Here is a 16,688-nt window from a genome sequence, read left to right on the forward strand (position 1 = left end):
CCAACTGGCGTTGGCCCCTACATCAGCTTCATCCCATGCGGCTGCGCGGGAACCGCATTCGCTAACCCTCTGTAGGAGCCAACGAAGTTGGCGTATAAGGGTTTACGCCAACTTACGGTACTTCACCCTATGCGGTTGCGCGGCGGCCTCACCCAGGCGCTTCTTACGGTCAGCTTCGTACTCGGTATAGTTACCTTCGAAGAAGATAATCTGCGAGTCGTCCTCATACGCCAGGATGTGCGTAGCCACACGGTCAAGGAACCACCGATCGTGGGAGATCACGATGGCCGCGCCAGGGAAGTCCAGCAGGGCCTCTTCCAGCGAACGCAGGGTTTCTACGTCAAGGTCGTTGGAGGGTTCGTCGAGCAACAGCACGTTGCCGCCTTCTTTAAGGGTCAACGCCAGGTGTAAGCGCCCGCGCTCACCACCGGAGAGGTCTTTGACGAACTTTTGCTGATCGCCACCCTTGAAGTTGAACCGCCCTACGTAGGTGCGTGAAGGAACCTCGTAGTTGCCAATGCGGATCTGGTCAGAGCCATCGGAAATCTGCTGGAACACCGATTTGGCGCCATCAAGGTCTTCGCGGCTTTGGTCCACACAGGCCAACTGCACGGTTTCGCCGATCTCGATCTCGCCGGAATCAGGCTGCTCCTTACCCATGATCATGCGGAACAGCGTGGATTTACCCGCGCCGTTACCGCCGATCACGCCCACGATCGCGCCCTTGGGCATAGTGAACGACAGGTTGTCGATCAACACCCGGTCGCCGTAGCTTTTGGTGACGTTCTTGAACTCGATCACTTTATCGCCCAGGCGCGGGCCAACCGGGATGTAGATCTCGTTGGTTTCACTACGCTTCTGGAATTCCTGCGATTGCAGTTCCTCGAAGCGCTGCAGGCGGGCCTTGGATTTGGACTGTCGAGCCTTGGCGCCCTTGCGCACCCATTCAAGTTCCTCTTTCAAGGCTTTTTCATGGGCCGACTGCTGTTTGGACTCCTGGGCCAAGCGATCAGACTTCGCTTCCAGCCAGCCAGAGTAGTTGCCCTCGTAAGGAATGCCCTGTCCCCGGTCGAGTTCGAGAATCCAGCCAGCCACGTTATCCAGGAAGTAACGGTCGTGGGTGATGGCGACCACGGTGCCCTGAAAGTCGTGCAGGAAGCGCTCCAGCCAGGCAACAGAATCGGCATCCAGATGGTTGGTGGGCTCGTCGAGCAGCAGCATGTCGGGTGCCGACAGCAACAGCCGGCACAAGGCCACGCGACGCTTTTCACCACCGGACAAGTGCTCGATACGGGCCTCCCATGGCGGCAGGCGCAGCGCATCGGCGGCTACCTCTAGCTGGCGCTCCAGGTTATGGCCGTCGGAAGCCTGCAAAATGGACTCTAGCTTGGCTTGTTCGGCGGCCAGCTTGTCGAAGTCCGCGTCGGGCTCGGCGTAGGCCGCATAGACTTCATCCAGGCGCGCCTGGGCGTCCTTGATGGCCGAAACCGCTTCTTCCACCACCTCTCTAACGTTCTTGGCCGGGTCCAGCTGCGGCTCCTGGGGCAGGTAGCCGACGTTGAGCTCTGGCATGGGCCGGGCTTCGCCGTCGAACTCCTTGTCGACACCGGCCATGATCCGCAGCAAGGTGGACTTACCCGAGCCGTTCAGGCCCAGCACGCCAATCTTGGCGCCAGGGAAAAACGACAGGGAAATATTCTTGAGGATTTCACGCTTCGGTGGCACAACCTTGCTGAGCCGATGCATGGTGTAAACATATTGGGCCATGGGTAAACCTGACTGCTCACGATGATGGCGCGCGGGGCAATAAAAGCGCGCTGGGAAGCGGCCAAAGCTACCGGAATGCGTGATGGAGGGCAAACTTCCGGGGCTGGGTACTAGCACAGTGCCAGGGCGCGGTTCATGCTAGCCTGCCAAGCAGGCATGTGCCTGCTATCATCAGGCGCTTACGCCTCACCGAGTACGCGTGGCGCCACGAACGGCAACAGGCCACCCCGCAGGATTTCAGTCTTGAGCCATCTCGATCACTCATCGCCCGTGCCTCGCCGCACTTCCGTGCCGGGCAGAGGTTTCTCTGGCCCCCTGAAAAGCGCGTTGGCTGTGCTGTCGCTGCTACTGATCGCACTGCTGACCTGGCAGGTGCTGAACGAATATCAGCGCAATCAAGCCGAACAGCGCAGTAATGCGCTGGATCACAGCGCCAGCCTGGCCAGCCGCTTGCAACTCAATATGGCATTGTTTGCCGAGCGCAACATTAGTGACCTGTTGCTTGCTACCTTAGATACCCAAAGCCCCAGCCAAGCCTACCTGCTCGCTAGGCTGGAGCTGGATGCCGAGGGCCGCCCGCTTGCCGGCCAGGCTTTCGATCCAGAACTGTCTTCGAGCCTGGAAGCCTTGGTGCAACAGGCGGGTACCGCCCGTTACAGGTATGCCCGAGGCCCAGGCGAGCAACAGGTTTGGCTGTTGCTACGCGATCCGCGCGGCGCGGGCCACATACTGCTGCGCTTCGCGCCGTCGGTGTATGACGCGCTCACCACGGGGCTTGAGGCATATGGCTGGCCTCAGTGGTTACTGACCGATAGCCATGGCCAAGTGCTGGACCGGGACCCCCGCCTTGGCGCGCCAGCCGCTGCGGTGGAGCCGCCCTCCCCGCATGAGCAAAGCCTGATCATCGACAGCCATGCCTTAGAAGGGAGTGACTGGCAACTACAAGCGTTGTTCGACCCCAGGCAGGCACGCTTGCCGCTGCTGCCCGGGCTATTGAGCAAACTTGCCTTGGGGCTGGCCTGCGCCCTGCTGCCAATAGGGGTGCTGCGAGACCTGCGCCGCCGCCAGCGCGACGCCCAGGCACAGCGTCGGCGCTACCAAGACATCTTCCAAGGCGCTGGCGTAGGGTTGTGCGTATTCGATCTGCGCGAATTACGCCAGCGGCTAACGCAGGCCCAGGTACAGCGGGCCGAAGACATCCAGCGCTGGCCCGCCACCCTTGCGGACCAGGCCGGGCTGCGCCAGGCCATGCGACTGACCGAGGCGAACCATGTAGCCCTGGATTTGCTACAGGTGGCCGACGCCCATGCCGTATGGGTGCGATTGATCGACCAGCACGGGCTGGAAAGCGACATCCTCCCTCATAAGCTGATCGAAGCGCTGTTGGTGCCTGGCATGGTGGAACTGGAGTTCACCCTCGACACCTCCGAAGGGCCGCGTCACCTGTGGGGCCAGATTCGTATGCCCGATGACGGTGACGTGGATGAGGTAGTGCTCAGCCTCAACGACGTGACCCAGCGCAAGCAAGCGGAACTGTCGCTGGCCGAGCGGGAGCGCTTCTGGTCGGATGTGGTCATGACGGTGCCTGATCATCTCTACGTGGGTGACGTGTTGGTGCGTCGGGTTATCTACAGCAACCACAATCTGGGCCTGACCCTGGGCTACACCCAGCAAGAAGTGGACGAGTTGGGCGAGCAGTTCTGGGAAGCCTTGATGCATCCAGTGGACGGCCAGCAATACCTCGCCCTTCGCCAGTACCAGCGCGACACCGGTTATGTGGGCCCAATGCTCTGTCAAGTGCGCTTCCGCCACCGCGATGGCAATTGGCGCCGTTTCGAACTTCGCGAGCAGACCCTCACCCAAGAGGCCGACGGTCAAGTGACGCGGATCATCGGGGTGGCCAAGGACATCACCGAGCAGGCCGAAGCCAGCCAGTCACTGCGTGATAGCGAGCAGCGCTACCGTCTGCTGGCCGAAAGCATTAGCGATGTGATCTTTTCCACCGACAGCAGCTTGAAGCTCAATTACATCAGCCCGTCCGTGCAGAACATGCTCGGCTTTAGCGTGCCAGCCCTATTCACTAATGGCTGGCAGTCTACCATCACCACGCCTAGCCAAATCGCGGCCATAGAGGCGTTCTTGGCCCAGGTGCGTACAGCGATGGACGCTCCCGCTTCATTGGCGCGGCTGCGTGATCAGGTCAAGAGCCAGAGCTTCATGTTGGACTGCCTCTGCGCCGACGGCCGTACGATCCCTATCGAACTGCGTCTGGTGCTGATCTGGGACGAACACGATAATTTCGAAGGCCTGCTTGGCGTAGGCCGCGACGTTAGCCAGCAACGGCGGGCGGAAAAAGACCTGCGCATGGCCGCTACGGTGTTCCAGCACTCTACCTCCGCCATTCTGATCACCGACCCGGCCGGTTACATCGTGCAGGTCAACGAAACCTTTACTCGAGTCACCGGCTACGCGGCGGCTGACGTATTGGACCAGTTGCCGTCGCTGCTGACCGTTAACAATCAGCAGGAAGCTCACCTTGATTACGTGGTAAAACAACTGAACCTGCAGGGGAGCTGGGAAGGCGAGATTCATCTTAAACGGCGTAACGGTGAGCACTATCCGGCCTGGGTAGGCATCACTGCCGTACTCGATGAAGACGGCGACCTGGCCAGTTACGTGTGCTTCTTCAGCGATATCAGCGAGCGCAAGGCCAGCGAGCAACGTATTCACCGCCTGGCCTATTACGACGCCCTCACCCATTTGCCTAACCGCACCCTGTTCCAGGACCGCTTGTTTACCGCCTTGCAGCAGGCCGAACGGCAAAAGGCCTGGGTCGTGTTGATGTTCCTGGACCTGGACCGTTTCAAACCCATCAACGATTCCCTCGGCCATGCCGCCGGTGATCGCATGCTCAAGGACATGGCCATGCGGCTGCTGGCGTGCGTGGACGATGACGACACCGTGGCGCGCATGGGGGGCGATGAGTTCACCCTGTTGCTGCAACCCAGAGGCAGCCGTGAGGCCGCGCTAACGCGGGCGATCCATGTGGCTGAGCAGATATTGGGCAACCTGCACGCGCCTTTTGTGCTGGAAAACCGCGAGTTTTTCGTGACCGCCAGCATTGGCATTGCCCTCAGCCCCCAGGATGGCAGCGAGCTGAGCCAGTTGATGAAAAACGCCGATACGGCCATGTACCATGCCAAGGAGCGTGGCAAGAACAACTTCCAGTTCTATCAGGCCGACATGAACGCCAGTGCGCTGGAGCGTCTGGAGCTCGAAAGCGACCTTCGTCATGCGTTGGAACAAAAAGAGTTCATGCTCTATTACCAGCCTCAGCTCAGCGGGGACGGCAAACGCCTGACCGGGGCCGAGGCCCTGCTGCGCTGGCAACATCCGCGTCGTGGCCTGGTGCCGCCCGGGGACTTTATCCCGGTGCTGGAAGAGCTAGGGCTGGTGGTGGAGATCGGTGATTGGGTGCTGGCCGAAGCCTGCCGCCAGCTCAAAGCGTGGCACCAGGCCCGCGTGCGCGTACCCAAGGTGTCGGTGAACCTCTCGGCCCGACAATTCTCCGATGGCCAGCTGGGCAAGCGCATCGCCAGTATTCTGCAAGAGTCCGGCGTGCCCCCGGCCTGCCTGGAGCTGGAGCTGACCGAAAGCATCCTGATGCGCGAAGTGGACGAAACCATGCACATTCTCGACGGCCTTAAACAGCTGGGTTTGAGCATTGCGGTGGACGACTTCGGTACGGGGTACTCTTCGCTCAACTACCTCAAGCAGTTTCCCATCGACGTGCTGAAAATCGACCGTACCTTTGTTGACGGCCTGCCCGAGGGCGAACAGGACGCACAGATTGCCAGGGCAATCATCGCCATGGCCCATAGCTTGAACCTTTCGGTGATCGCCGAAGGCGTGGAAACCTATGAGCAGTTAGCCTTCCTCAGGGAGCACGGCTGTGACGAAGTGCAGGGTTACCTGTTCGGCCGGCCAATGCAGGCCAACCGCTTCGCGGCGCAATTTAGCAACGATGCCTTGTTTATGTTTGATTAAAGCGCGGCGCCTTTGGGCAAGCTGCAAGTTAACGGCCTGTCGCGTTTGGGCTTGACGCTTGACGCTTGGCGCTTGTAGCTGCCTTTGAAGGCGGTAGAATGGCGGCTTTCTCTCTGCCGATCCTTGAGGACCGCCATGTTCAGCCGTGATTTGACCCTTGCCAAGTTCGACGCCGACCTCTTCGCCGCCATGGAGCAGGAAGCCGTGCGTCAGGAAGATCACATCGAGCTGATCGCCTCCGAGAACTACACCAGCCCGGCGGTGATGGAAGCCCAGGGCTCGGTGCTGACCAACAAGTACGCCGAAGGCTATCCAGGCAAGCGTTACTACGGCGGCTGCGAGTTCGTGGACGTGGTCGAGCAGTTGGCCATCGATCGCGCTAAAGCGCTGTTCGGTGCCGACTACGCCAACGTGCAGCCCCATGCCGGCTCCCAGGCCAACTCGGCGGTGTACCTGGCCCTGCTGCAAGCGGGCGATACCATCCTGGGCATGAGCCTGGCCCACGGCGGCCACTTGACCCATGGCGCCTCGGTATCTTCTTCGGGCAAGCTGTACAACGCCGTGCAGTACGGCATCGACGCCAACGGCTTGATCGACTACGACGAAGTCGAGCGCCTGGCTGTAGAGCACAAGCCGAAAATGGTCGTGGCCGGCTTCTCCGCCTACTCCCAAAAACTGGACTTTGCTCGCTTCCGTGAAATCGCAGACAAAGTGGGCGCTTACCTGTTCGTGGACATGGCCCATGTGGCAGGCCTGGTAGCCGCTGGCGTGTACCCTAACCCGGTGCCTTTCGCCGACGTGGTCACCACCACCACCCATAAAACCCTGCGCGGCCCACGTGGCGGTTTGATCCTGGCCCGCGCCAACGCCGACATCGAGAAGAAGCTCAACTCGGCCGTGTTCCCAGGGGCCCAGGGTGGCCCGCTGGAGCATGTGATTGCCGCCAAGGCCGTATGTTTCAAGGAAGCGCTGCAGCCTGAGTTCAAGACCTACCAGCAGCAGGTGGTCAAAAATGCTCAGGCGATGGCCAGCGTGTTTATCGAGCGTGGCTTTGATGTAGTCTCTGGCGGTACTGAGAACCACCTGTTCCTGCTGTCTCTGATCAAGCAGGACATCTCTGGTAAGGATGCGGACGCCGCCCTGGGTCGCGCTCACATTACCGTCAACAAGAACTCAGTACCCAACGACCCACGCTCTCCGTTCGTGACCTCTGGCCTGCGTTTCGGTACCCCAGCCGTCACCACCCGTGGCTTCAACGAAGCCGATTGCCGCGCGCTGGCTGGCTGGATATGCGACATCCTGGCCGACCTGAACAACGAAGCCGTTATCAACGACGTGCGTGGTAAGGTTCAAGCCATCTGCGCTCGCCTACCGGTATACGGCAAGTAATACCTCTCCAGTATAAGGCCCGGACCTGGGCCTTATACCATCCGTGATACCTCGCCAACGCGAAACCTTTCCTGCTGAAGACCATCAGTAACCTGCACCTATCCTGCGCTCGCCGAACCCATTGGCGAACCCCTTGGCCTTGCGCCATACCGCGATCAGGAGCCTTCACTATGTCAGATAAAGCCCGCTCTTTTACCGCCACCCTGTCCTTCGATGGCGAGCCCATCACCTTTCTTCAAGAAGCCGCCGACCGCGAGGTGTGGGTAGCCAGCCCTAGTGGCGCCCCTTCGCCTGAACCTGTGATCAACGCCTCTCAGGCGCTAGGCACCCTCAGCGGGCCCGATGAGGCCTGGGCCCATGAACGAGAGGTAGGGCTTGTGGACTTTCATGTCATCGAGGCAGCTCCGGTGCTGCTGTATTTCCGCCCTACCGGCGGGTGCTACCGCCTCTATGTGCGCAGTGGTGCTCAATTCGGCCAGGGTGTATTCAGTACCGCACCCGGCCTGTTGGAAGCACAGGCCATTACCACCAAAGACCCCTCCCTGTGGCGCCTGGTGGAGGCTGATACCAGCCTGCCGCTGGACCTTTTCGACAACAGCGAGAACACCTTCAAAGCCCGTCTGATGCTTGCCTCCAGCGGCGCGCCCGTGGCTCTGTTCGGCATCCATGCCCGTGGCGGTTACCTCGCCGCGGCGCCTGGCGCCCAGCCGGTAACGCTTGAGGTGAACCTGGTGGAGCGCGAAGCCGACTGGCTTGGCTGAGGGAGGTGAGCCCAGCACTGCGCTGGGCTTTTCAGCGGCTGCCAAGGAAGGGCTGTCCGCTGTGCTCGCCCTTGGGGTTTGTCTATGGTGCGGCTTCCAGTGCCACCCCGGCACTGCTGCGTACAAGGACGTGCAGCATGCTCACTCACCGACAACAGTCTTTTATCGCCACGCTCTGGTTTGGCACCCAGCCGGTCAATGCCCTCAACACCTTGATAGGCAAACCCGCCTGGGTGAACTGGCTTGGTTTACCCGTCACCGTGCCTCACCTGGTAGGGACCATCCGCAACGACTCACCCATGCTCAGCTGTCAGCCAGGAGCGACCGACAAAGCCATTGCACTGTATTTTCGTCATACAACCAACGGCTACCGCCTTTATGTGCGAGAGCCTGGCGAGCACTTTGGTAAGGCAGTAGTGACGTACGACGACGTGTACCTTGGGCTGCTGCCCTCCTCCGTACGCGCCGCCAGTACCTTCACCCTGCTCAAACCCAACGGTGACCCCGCCAGCTATACAGACCTGATCACGGATACGAACCTGGCTGGCCTGGCTTATAACGGCAAAATTGTTGGCCGAAGCCGCAGGCCCAACAGCCCGTTCGAATACCTGGCCGCCAAGGCAGGGAATACCCAGCTGTGGGTACTGAGGCTGTTGGAGCGCAACGTGCCTTGGGTCAGTTCGCCTGAGGAGCTGTGATCACTGTGCCGCCATTTGCCGGAATCGCTCGCTGATGGTCGTTTCCGGCAAGTCATCACCGATAAACACCAGCACACTCTCTCGGGACTCGCCGGCCTGCCATTCCCGATCCCAGTCAAAGCCGTAGAGCTTGAGTACCCCTTGAAAGACCAAGGTGCGCGGTTCGCCAGCGATGCTCAGTACGCCTTTGTAACGCAGCAACTGACGGCCATGGGCTTCTAGCAACTCATTCATAAACTCGCTCAGGCGATCAATATCCAGGGGCGCGCTGGTGCGCAAAACAAAACTACGAATACGGTCGCTGCCTTGCCCGATCACTGGCGCGCGGCGGATAAAGCCTGCGCCAAGATCCGTATTGAGGTTGAACCCACGAATGTCCAGCAGCTCCGCCAGGTCGATTTCCCCATGGTCCACCACTCGGATGGGCGCGCGGTTGTTGATACGGGCCAAGCGCTCGCTCAGGGCATTGAACGCCTGCGGTTCAACCAGGTCGGTTTTGCTCACCAGCAGGCGATCGGCAAACCCCACCTGCGCCTGGGCGATAGTCTGCTTCAAGTGCTCATGGGCATGGAAAGCATCCACCAGCGTCACGATGCCGTCGAGCACATAACGGTCTCGCAGCTCTTCTTCTATAAAGAAGGTTTGCGCCACAGGCGCGGGGTCGGCCAGGCCGGTGCATTCGATCACCAGCCGATCAAAAACGATCTGCCCAGCGTCTATACGCTCCAGCAGCAGGAACAACGCCTTGGTCAGGTCGGTGTGTACACTGCAACACACGCAGCCATTGGACAGGGTCACGATCTCCACTGGCTCAACGCCTAACAGCTCGCTATCGATGCCAGCCTCGCTGAACTCATTTTCAATAACAGCCAGCTTCAGGCCATGCTCAGCCTGAAGCAGGTAACGCAGCAGCGTGGTTTTGCCCGCGCCGAGAAAGCCGCTAAGGATGGTAACGGGAATAGGGGAAATATCTGGCAAGGGATGCCTCTAGAGGTTGGGTGTACACATTGCCCATCGCCGAAGGGGTCATTCCCGGGCAAGGCCCGGGAACGAGACAACGCTAACCGCCTAGCAACAGCGGGGCGAGCCTTTGCCGCCGCCGTAGCGAGCCTCTTGGCGTTCCCGGAAGAACGCTTCGTAGTCCATTACCGGCTGCTCGGGATGGTTAACGCGCATGTGCTCCACGTAGTTATCGTAGTCCGGCATGCCTACCATCAGGCGTGCCGCCTGCCCAAGGTATTTGCCCAGTCGGTTCAGGTCATTGAACATCGTTCAGCGCTCCCTAAGTACCTGAAACCGCCTGAAATGGCGCTTCCTTATCGGTGCGTTCACGCTTGCCGAGCGCGGCATAACCGGTTTTGAACGCGAACAGCAGCACTGCGAACACCACGAACAGGAACAAAAGGGTCAGGGTTGCGTTGGTGTAAGCATTGAAGATCACGTGCTGCATCTGGTCGATGTTCTTGGCCGGCGCCAGCACCTGGCCCGAGGCCAGTGCGTCGCTGTACTTTCTGGCCAGGGCCAGGAAGCCTACCGCCGGGTTTGGATCGAACAACTTAATGAAGCCTGCGGCCGTGGTGCAGATCAGCAACCATATGGCAGGTACCAGGGTGACCCAGATATACCGTTGGCGCTTCATTTTCAGCAGTACCACGGTGCCTAGCATCAGGGCGATACCGGCTAGCATCTGGTTGGAGATACCGAACAGCGGCCATAGGGTATTGATACCGCCCAGTGGGTCAATTACGCCCTGATAGAGCAAGTAACCCCACAACGCCACGCAGCCACCGGTACCAATCATATTGGCGCCCCAGGACTCCGTGCGCTTCAGGGAAGGCACGAAGCTGCCGAGCAGGTCTTGCAGCATGAAGCGGCCTGCACGGGTACCGGCATCCACGGCCGTAAGAATAAACAGCGCCTCGAACAGGATCGCGAAGTGGTACCAAAACGCCATGGTGTTCTCACCCGGCAGTACGGTGTGCAGGATCTGCGCGATACCTACCGCCAGGGTTGGCGCGCCGCCGGCCCGGGCCAGGATGGTGTTCTCGCCGATGTCGTGGGCCACTGCCTGCAACATCTCTGGAGACACCGCAAAGCCCCAACTGCTCACCGCGGCCGCCACGGCGTTCACATCACCGCCCACCACTGCCGCGGGGCTGTTCATCGCGAAGTACACACCTGGCTCGATGACCGAAGCGGCAACCATGGCCATGATGGCTACGAAGGACTCCATCAGCATGGCGCCATAGCCGATATAACGGGCGTTGACTTCGTTATCCAACAACTTGGGCGTGGTGCCCGACGCAATCAGCGAATGAAAGCCAGACACCGCGCCACACGCGATGGTGATAAACAAAAAGGGGAACAACGCGCCCTTCCACACCGGCCCGGTCCCATCCACGAACTGGGTGAGGGCTGGCATTTTCAGCTCGGGCATGGTTACCAGAATGCCGATGGCCAACGCGATGATGGTGCCGATCTTCAGGAAGGTAGACAGGTAATCGCGCGGGGCCAGAATCAGCCACACCGGCATCACGGCGGCAACGAAGCCATACACGATTAACATCCAGGTGATCTGCACACCGCTGAAGGTGAAGGCTTTGGCCCATACCGGGTCAGCGGCGACCTGCCCACCGCCCCAGATGGACGCCAGCAGCAACACTACGCCGATCAGCGAAATCTCACCGATCCGGCCAGGGCGGATAAACCGCATGTATACGCCCATGAATACAGCGATGGGGATGGTCGCCATCACGGTAAAGACGCCCCACGGGCTTTCGGCCAAGGCCTTGACCACAATCAGCGCCAACACCGCCAAAATGATGATCATGATCAGGAAGCAACCGAACAAGGCGATGGTGCCAGGCACCCGGCCCATTTCCTCGCGCACCATGTCGCCCAGCGAGCGACCATTGCGCCGGGTGGACAGGAACAGCACCATAAAGTCCTGCACCGCGCCAGCCAGCACCACGCCTGCGATCAGCCACAGGGTGCCGGGCAAGTAACCCATTTGCGCGGCCAGCACGGGGCCTACCAAGGGGCCAGCGCCCGCAATAGCCGCGAAGTGATGCCCAAACAGGATGTGTTTATTGGTAGGAACGTAATCCAGGCCATCGTTGTTGAGCACCGCCGGGGTAGCCCGGCGCGGATCAAGCCGCATGACCTTTTCTGCGATGAACAAGCTGTAGTAACGGTAAGCTACCAGGTAGATCGCGACCGCGGCCACGACGATCCACAGGGCGTTGATGGTTTCACCGCGGCGCAGGGCCACCACCCCGAGTGCCCAAGCACCAATGACTGCCACCACGAGCCACGGTAAGTGGCGGGCCAGGCTATTATTGTTTTTCATATTGTTTATTCCAGCATGTGGGAACGGAAAGCCCGGTGCCAGTCTAGCCACAGTTTTTGCTGAACACACCCCCAACTGCGATCCAAATCCTATAGTTAGAGATGTTTTCGTACACAGCATCATAAAATAGCGCGCCTGGCATTGCCGCCCGCCTCTGCCCACGGCAGCATAGAACGCCTCCCGCGTAGACGGGGCTCATCGAGGACGTACCCATGACCGAAGAACGCCGTCGCTTTAAACGCATCACCTTTGACGCACATACCTCAATGACCCAAGGGCAGCATGCCTGGACGGTTAAATTGTTGGACCTGTCCCTCAAAGGGCTGCTGGTAGAGCGCCCGGAAGGTTGGAAAGGCAACGCTGAAGCCCCCTTTGACGTGACTATCGACCTGGGCGAGGAAACCCTGGCGATGCAAGTCACACTGCGTCATGACAATAACGGTCAGCTGGGCTTCCAATGCATGCATATCGACGTGGACTCCATCACCCACCTGCGCCGACTGGTAGAACTGAATCTGGGCGATGAAGCGGCGCTGGAGCGAGAGCTGAGCGCGCTAATCGGCTGAGGCTGTGGCCCATTCGTGAACGGCGCCCGCCTTGGGGCGCCGCGCGAATGGCAACGCTCAGGGAAACGCTGGCAGCCCCCAGTGCTCTGGGGTGAACTCCAGCAAACTGCCCAGGCGCCCATCGGCATGAGTGTATTTCTCCGGGTCCATGGCCGAATCGGGCACCGCCAAGGCGAACATGCCCGCGGCCTTGGCGGCGGTCACTCCGAAAGGAGAATCTTCGAACACCAGGCAATCGGCAGGCGCCACACCTAAGCGACGTGCCGCGACCAAGAAAATATCCGGTGCGGGCTTGGCTGCGCCTACCTCCGGGTCGTCCGCGGTGACGATGGTATCAAACAGCGAAAACCATTCTTGGTGCTGCTGGGTTTTCAACGCAAAGTATTTGCTGGATGAACTGGTGCCGACCGCAATGGGCACGCCATTGGCCTTCAGGTGACGCACCAGGGCCTCGGCGCCCACCATGCCCAGAGCCTCAGGGAAGCGCGCGGTCATCAGCGGCGCACGGATCTCAAGAAACTCGTCCACGCTGATAGGCAGTTCCAACGCCTCTACCACGTAATGGGCCAAATCTCGGGCACCTCGGCCAATGATGTGTTGCTTATGGCTCCAGTCGAAGGTTTTGCCATACTTCTGGGCGATGGCTTGGGTCACTTCGGTGTAAATCCCCTCGGTGTCCAGCAACAGGCCGTCCATATCGAAAATCACGGCCTTGATCTGCCGAGCGGAGGTAGGAGCAGTCACCATGGGAAATCCTGCGCAAGTTAAAACACGGTGATACTGGACCCCACTCGCCAGGTCAAGGCCCTTCGCTGTTATTCAAACAAGGCGTCCAGCGCCTGCTCCAGCCGGGTCACGGCCACTACCTCAAGGCCTGCCGGCGCTTCCTTAGGTGCGTTGCCCTTGGGCACGATGGCGCGCTTGAAGCCATGTTTGGCAGCCTCCTTCAAACGCTCCTGGCCACTGGGTACCGGGCGTACCTCGCCAGACAGCCCTACCTCGCCAAACACCAGCAAGCCATGGGGCAAGGGGCGGTTGCGCAGGCTCGACATTACCGCTGCCATCAGGGCCAGGTCCGAGGCGGTTTCCAGCACCTTGACCCCGCCTACCACGTTGAGGAAGACGTCCTGATCATGAGTAGGAATACCTCCGTGGCGATGCAATACCGCCAGCAACATGGCCAGGCGGTTCTGGTCTAGCCCCAGGGTCACTCGACGAGGGTTGGCCAGGTGGCTGTCGTCGACCAGGGCCTGGACCTCCACCAGCATGGGCCGGGTACCTTCCCAGGTGGCCATGACCACGCTGCCGGCAATCTCTTCCTGGGCTCGGCTGAGGAAGATCGCGGAGGGGTTGGACACTTCCTTCAAGCCGCGATCAGTCATGCCGAACACGCCTAGCTCGTTGATGGCCCCAAAGCGGTTCTTAACCGCCCGCAACAGTCGCAAGCGGCCATCGGATTCGCCTTCGAAATACAGCACGGTATCGACCATGTGTTCAAGCACCCGAGGGCCGGCCAACGCGCCTTCTTTGGTGACATGACCCACCAGGAAGATTGCCGTGCCGCTCTGCTTGGCAAAACGCACCAGCAAGGCGGCACTCTCCCGCACCTGGGCCACGCCACCTGGCGCGGACTGCAGTTGCTCGGTGAAGATGGTCTGGATGGAGTCGATCACCATCACCTTGGGTTTTTCCAGCCGGGCCGTGGCGATGATGGTTTCGATGGAGGTTTCGGTCATCACCTTGAGTTTGTCCTGGGGCAAACCAAGGCGACGGGCACGCATGGCAACCTGTTGTTGCGACTCTTCCCCGGTGACATACAGAGCAGGCATGCGCTCAGCCAGGTTGCATAGGGTCTGCAGCAAAATGGTGGATTTGCCGATGCCGGGATCACCACCGATCAACACCACGGACCCATCCACCAAGCCGCCGCCCAATACCCGATCCAGTTCAGTGGACGCGGTTGAAAACCGCGGGATTTCTTCCACACTCACTTCGGCCAGGGTTTTCACCGAAGCCTGTTCACCCGTCCAACCGGTGCGGCCGCCCCCGCTGGCGGTCGGGGCGGCCTCGATCATGGTTTCTACCAAGGTGTTCCAGGCGCCACATTCGGCACACTGGCCAGCCCATTTGGGAAAGGTCGCGCCGCACTCTGTGCAGCCGTACATGCGCTTTGCCTTGGCCATTGGGGCACTCCAGGGGTAAAGGGCACCATGATACTCCGCCCCTCTGGGTAAACGGCACGACCGAAACAAAACTAATCGACTTATCGCCGGTCTTGTTTAACAGTAAGCCAAGCGCTAACACCCGGATTTTATTAGGGTTTAGGTAAAAAAGGCTTCGTGAATATCTCACTTGAAAAAAAGGATTCGTCAATGAGCCTGATCAAAGAGTTCAAGGCCTTCGCAGTCAAAGGCAACGTGGTCGACCTGGCCGTGGGTATCATCATCGGCGCGGCCTTCGGCAAAATCGTGTCCTCGTTCGTAGGGGACATCATCATGCCGCCCCTGGGGCTGCTGATCGGGGGGATCAATTTCACGGACCTTGCCATTACCCTGCGCCCGGCTAACGGCGACACCCCAGCGGTCGTGTTGGCATACGGCAAGTTTATTCAGACCGTGGTGGACTTCGTGATCGTGGCCTTCGCGATCTTTATCGGTGTAAAAGCCATCAACCGGCTCAAGCGTGAAGAAGCCAAAGCACCCAGCCTACCGCCGAGCCCGAGCAAAGAAGAAGTATTGCTAGGCGAGATTCGCGATTTGCTCAAGGAGCAAAACGTCAAGGCTACGCCGGCTGTGCCGCTTAACCCGCCACTGGGGTAATGGCCGTCAAAGGCCAGCGATAAGGGGAAGGTGAGCGCCCTTACGCCGGCCTAGCTATCATTCGAAGTCGATATTCGCCTGAACGCAGTTATCGCCTATGTGCTTGTACCCTTCGGCGCAGGCCATCCCCACAACGGGCGCGATGCCGCGCTTTTGCCGGCCACTGCGGGGGTTAGCACTCATAACGTCCTCTTCCGAAACCCTTTCATCTTCATGTTCGTGCGCGTGTTCGGAAGGTTGCGCGTAAGCAGTAGTCGCGGTCAACAGCAATAGGGTGAACGCCGAAGTCAACTTCATGGTAAGCATCCTTGATAAGTAATGGGCTTCCTGTTTGTTACCGCAGGCCTGCCCGAACCTTCGTCGGCTGACCTGCGATAAGCGAAGGCTAAGCCAGGTCGCTGGGGTCAAACAGCGAGAACCATTACCCTGCCGCGGCTTACCAGTAGGTTTCCACGGCCACTTGACCAGGCCTTCTGCTAAGGCTTAGCTGCAGGTCCCTGGCCTTGAGCAGTGCGCGCGTGTCGTCGATCATCTGTGGGTTGCCGCAGATCATCACCCGGGAATGCTCCGGGGTGAGCTTCATGCCTGCCGCCTGCTCCAAGGCACCATTGGCAACCAGGTCGGTAATGCGCCCGTGCAGCGCCCCTGCCCATGGCTCACGGCTAACCAGTGGCAAGTAGGTGAGCTTGCAGGCGTACTCAGCCAAGTAGTCGCGGCCTTCTAACCCGGCGATCAACTCACCGTAGGCCAGGTCCTGCCCAAAACGGGCGCTATATACCAGGAAAATTCGCTCAAAGCGCTCCCAGGCCTCGAACCCCTGCAAAATCGACAAAAATGGCGCCAGCCCTGTACCGGTAGCCAGCAGCCAAAGGTCACGGCCATCAGCGAAACGGTCCAGGGTGAGATAACCGAATGCCTGACGTTCTACCAGCAGTTCATCCCCTACTTCCAGCTGGGCCAACTCGCTGGTGAACTCGCCATCGGGCACCACTACCGAGAAGAATTCGAGAAACTCATCAAAAGGTGACGACACCATGGAATACGCACGCCATACCACCGAGCCATCAGGCTTGGTCACGCCCAGGCGCGCGAACTGCCCAGCCTGGAAGCGAAAGCCTGCGTCGCGGGTGGTACGCAGGGTGAACAGGTTTGGGGTCAGGGTGTGCACCGCCAGCAGGCGCTGACGGGTGAATTTCTCATCGCTCATGGAGCCTCCAGGTGTTATGGGCCTAGTGTGGCGCAATCGCGCCTCGACAAACACCGACGCGGTGTGTGGAAAGCCCGTAGAATTG

Annotated in this window: 14 protein-coding genes; 6 read left to right on the forward strand and 8 right to left on the reverse strand. The window is 59.9% G+C overall.

All coding sequences use genetic code 11. The features are described from left to right. Positions 1-102: 102 nt before the first annotated feature. Positions 103-1,767: an energy-dependent translational throttle protein EttA gene (gene ettA, locus ACWKV4_RS01460; RefSeq protein ID WP_483830349.1), complete on the reverse strand. Its 1,665-nt coding sequence runs from the start codon at positions 1,765-1,767 to the stop codon at positions 103-105. A 243-nt stretch (positions 1,768-2,010) separates the two neighbouring features. On the opposite strand from ettA, the gene ACWKV4_RS01465 reads away from it, so the two are divergent. The 4 genes from ACWKV4_RS01465 to ACWKV4_RS01480 all read left to right on the forward strand — a co-directional run bounded on the left by ACWKV4_RS01465 (position 2,011) and on the right by ACWKV4_RS01480 (position 8,662). Beyond that, positions 2,011-5,814, forward strand: a complete 3,804-nt coding sequence (locus ACWKV4_RS01465) for a sensor domain-containing protein (RefSeq protein WP_483830350.1) — start codon at positions 2,011-2,013, stop codon at positions 5,812-5,814. 135 nt (positions 5,815-5,949) lie between these two features. Next, on the forward strand, positions 5,950-7,203 hold the full coding sequence (gene glyA, locus ACWKV4_RS01470) for a serine hydroxymethyltransferase (protein ID WP_483830351.1): 1,254 nt from the start codon (positions 5,950-5,952) through the stop codon (positions 7,201-7,203). A 170-nt stretch (positions 7,204-7,373) separates the two neighbouring features. After that, on the forward strand, positions 7,374-7,964 hold the full coding sequence (locus ACWKV4_RS01475; protein ID WP_483830352.1) for a hypothetical protein: 591 nt from the start codon (positions 7,374-7,376) through the stop codon (positions 7,962-7,964). 137 nt (positions 7,965-8,101) lie between these two features. Continuing rightward, positions 8,102-8,662 (forward strand): hypothetical protein, encoded by a 561-nt coding sequence (locus ACWKV4_RS01480; RefSeq protein WP_483830353.1) that lies wholly within the window; start codon positions 8,102-8,104, stop codon positions 8,660-8,662. On the opposite strand, the gene yjiA is transcribed toward ACWKV4_RS01480, so the two are convergent. From yjiA to ACWKV4_RS01495, 3 genes are all read right to left on the reverse strand, one after another. Then, positions 8,663-9,640, reverse strand: coding sequence for a GTPase (gene yjiA / locus ACWKV4_RS01485; protein ID WP_483830354.1), 978 nt, complete (start codon positions 9,638-9,640; stop codon positions 8,663-8,665). A gap of 90 nt (positions 9,641-9,730) precedes the next feature. Beyond that, positions 9,731-9,931: a YbdD/YjiX family protein gene (locus ACWKV4_RS01490; RefSeq protein ID WP_483830355.1), complete on the reverse strand. Its 201-nt coding sequence runs from the start codon at positions 9,929-9,931 to the stop codon at positions 9,731-9,733. Between the two features lie 13 nt (positions 9,932-9,944). Next, positions 9,945-12,011, reverse strand: coding sequence for a carbon starvation CstA family protein (locus ACWKV4_RS01495; protein ID WP_483830356.1), 2,067 nt, complete (start codon positions 12,009-12,011; stop codon positions 9,945-9,947). A 212-nt stretch (positions 12,012-12,223) separates the two neighbouring features. Here ACWKV4_RS01495 and ACWKV4_RS01500 point away from each other — a divergent pair, with 212 nt between their 5' ends. Continuing rightward, on the forward strand, positions 12,224-12,577 hold the full coding sequence (locus ACWKV4_RS01500) for a PilZ domain-containing protein (protein WP_483830357.1): 354 nt from the start codon (positions 12,224-12,226) through the stop codon (positions 12,575-12,577). A 57-nt stretch (positions 12,578-12,634) separates the two neighbouring features. On the opposite strand, the gene ACWKV4_RS01505 is transcribed toward ACWKV4_RS01500, so the two are convergent. Beyond that, positions 12,635-13,324, reverse strand: coding sequence for an HAD-IA family hydrolase (locus tag ACWKV4_RS01505; RefSeq protein WP_483830358.1), 690 nt, complete (start codon positions 13,322-13,324; stop codon positions 12,635-12,637). Between the two features lie 68 nt (positions 13,325-13,392). Beyond that, positions 13,393-14,760, reverse strand: a complete 1,368-nt coding sequence (radA, locus tag ACWKV4_RS01510; RefSeq protein ID WP_483830359.1) for a DNA repair protein RadA — start codon at positions 14,758-14,760, stop codon at positions 13,393-13,395. Between the two features lie 189 nt (positions 14,761-14,949). Between radA and mscL the strand changes: the two genes are divergently transcribed. Then, a complete protein-coding gene (mscL, locus tag ACWKV4_RS01515) occupies positions 14,950-15,396 on the forward strand; it encodes a large-conductance mechanosensitive channel protein MscL (protein WP_483830360.1) in 447 nt (148 codons plus the stop codon). A 57-nt stretch (positions 15,397-15,453) separates the two neighbouring features. Here the strand turns inward: mscL and ACWKV4_RS01520 are convergent, their stop codons facing one another. Together ACWKV4_RS01520 and ACWKV4_RS01525 are read right to left on the reverse strand one after the other, a co-directional pair. Further along, complete coding sequence (locus ACWKV4_RS01520; RefSeq protein ID WP_483830361.1) at positions 15,454-15,693, reverse strand: hypothetical protein; 240 nt, start codon at positions 15,691-15,693, stop codon at positions 15,454-15,456. Positions 15,694-15,832: 139 nt separating this feature from the next. After that, positions 15,833-16,603 (reverse strand): ferredoxin--NADP reductase, encoded by a 771-nt coding sequence (locus tag ACWKV4_RS01525; RefSeq protein WP_483830362.1) that lies wholly within the window; start codon positions 16,601-16,603, stop codon positions 15,833-15,835. Between the last annotated feature and the right edge of the window lie 85 nt (positions 16,604-16,688).

This window comes from Pseudomonas artemisiae, assembly GCF_057128685.1.

Coding starts and splice junctions, on each gene's coding strand:
- ACWKV4_RS01505 (WP_483830358.1), bottom strand. CDS start 13,324: ATGGTGACTGCTCCTACCTCCGCTCGGCAGATCAAGGCCGTGATTTTC.
- mscL (WP_483830360.1), top strand. CDS start 14,950: ATGAGCCTGATCAAAGAGTTCAAGGCCTTCGCAGTCAAAGGCAACGTG.
- ACWKV4_RS01520 (WP_483830361.1), bottom strand. CDS start 15,693: ATGAAGTTGACTTCGGCGTTCACCCTATTGCTGTTGACCGCGACTACT.
- ACWKV4_RS01490 (WP_483830355.1), bottom strand. CDS start 9,931: ATGTTCAATGACCTGAACCGACTGGGCAAATACCTTGGGCAGGCGGCA.
- ACWKV4_RS01480 (WP_483830353.1), top strand. CDS start 8,102: ATGCTCACTCACCGACAACAGTCTTTTATCGCCACGCTCTGGTTTGGC.
- ACWKV4_RS01475 (WP_483830352.1), top strand. CDS start 7,374: ATGTCAGATAAAGCCCGCTCTTTTACCGCCACCCTGTCCTTCGATGGC.
- radA (WP_483830359.1), bottom strand. CDS start 14,760: ATGGCCAAGGCAAAGCGCATGTACGGCTGCACAGAGTGCGGCGCGACC.
- glyA (WP_483830351.1), top strand. CDS start 5,950: ATGTTCAGCCGTGATTTGACCCTTGCCAAGTTCGACGCCGACCTCTTC.
- ACWKV4_RS01500 (WP_483830357.1), top strand. CDS start 12,224: ATGACCGAAGAACGCCGTCGCTTTAAACGCATCACCTTTGACGCACAT.
- ettA (WP_483830349.1), bottom strand. CDS start 1,767: ATGGCCCAATATGTTTACACCATGCATCGGCTCAGCAAGGTTGTGCCA.
- ACWKV4_RS01525 (WP_483830362.1), bottom strand. CDS start 16,603: ATGAGCGATGAGAAATTCACCCGTCAGCGCCTGCTGGCGGTGCACACC.
- ACWKV4_RS01495 (WP_483830356.1), bottom strand. CDS start 12,011: ATGAAAAACAATAATAGCCTGGCCCGCCACTTACCGTGGCTCGTGGTG.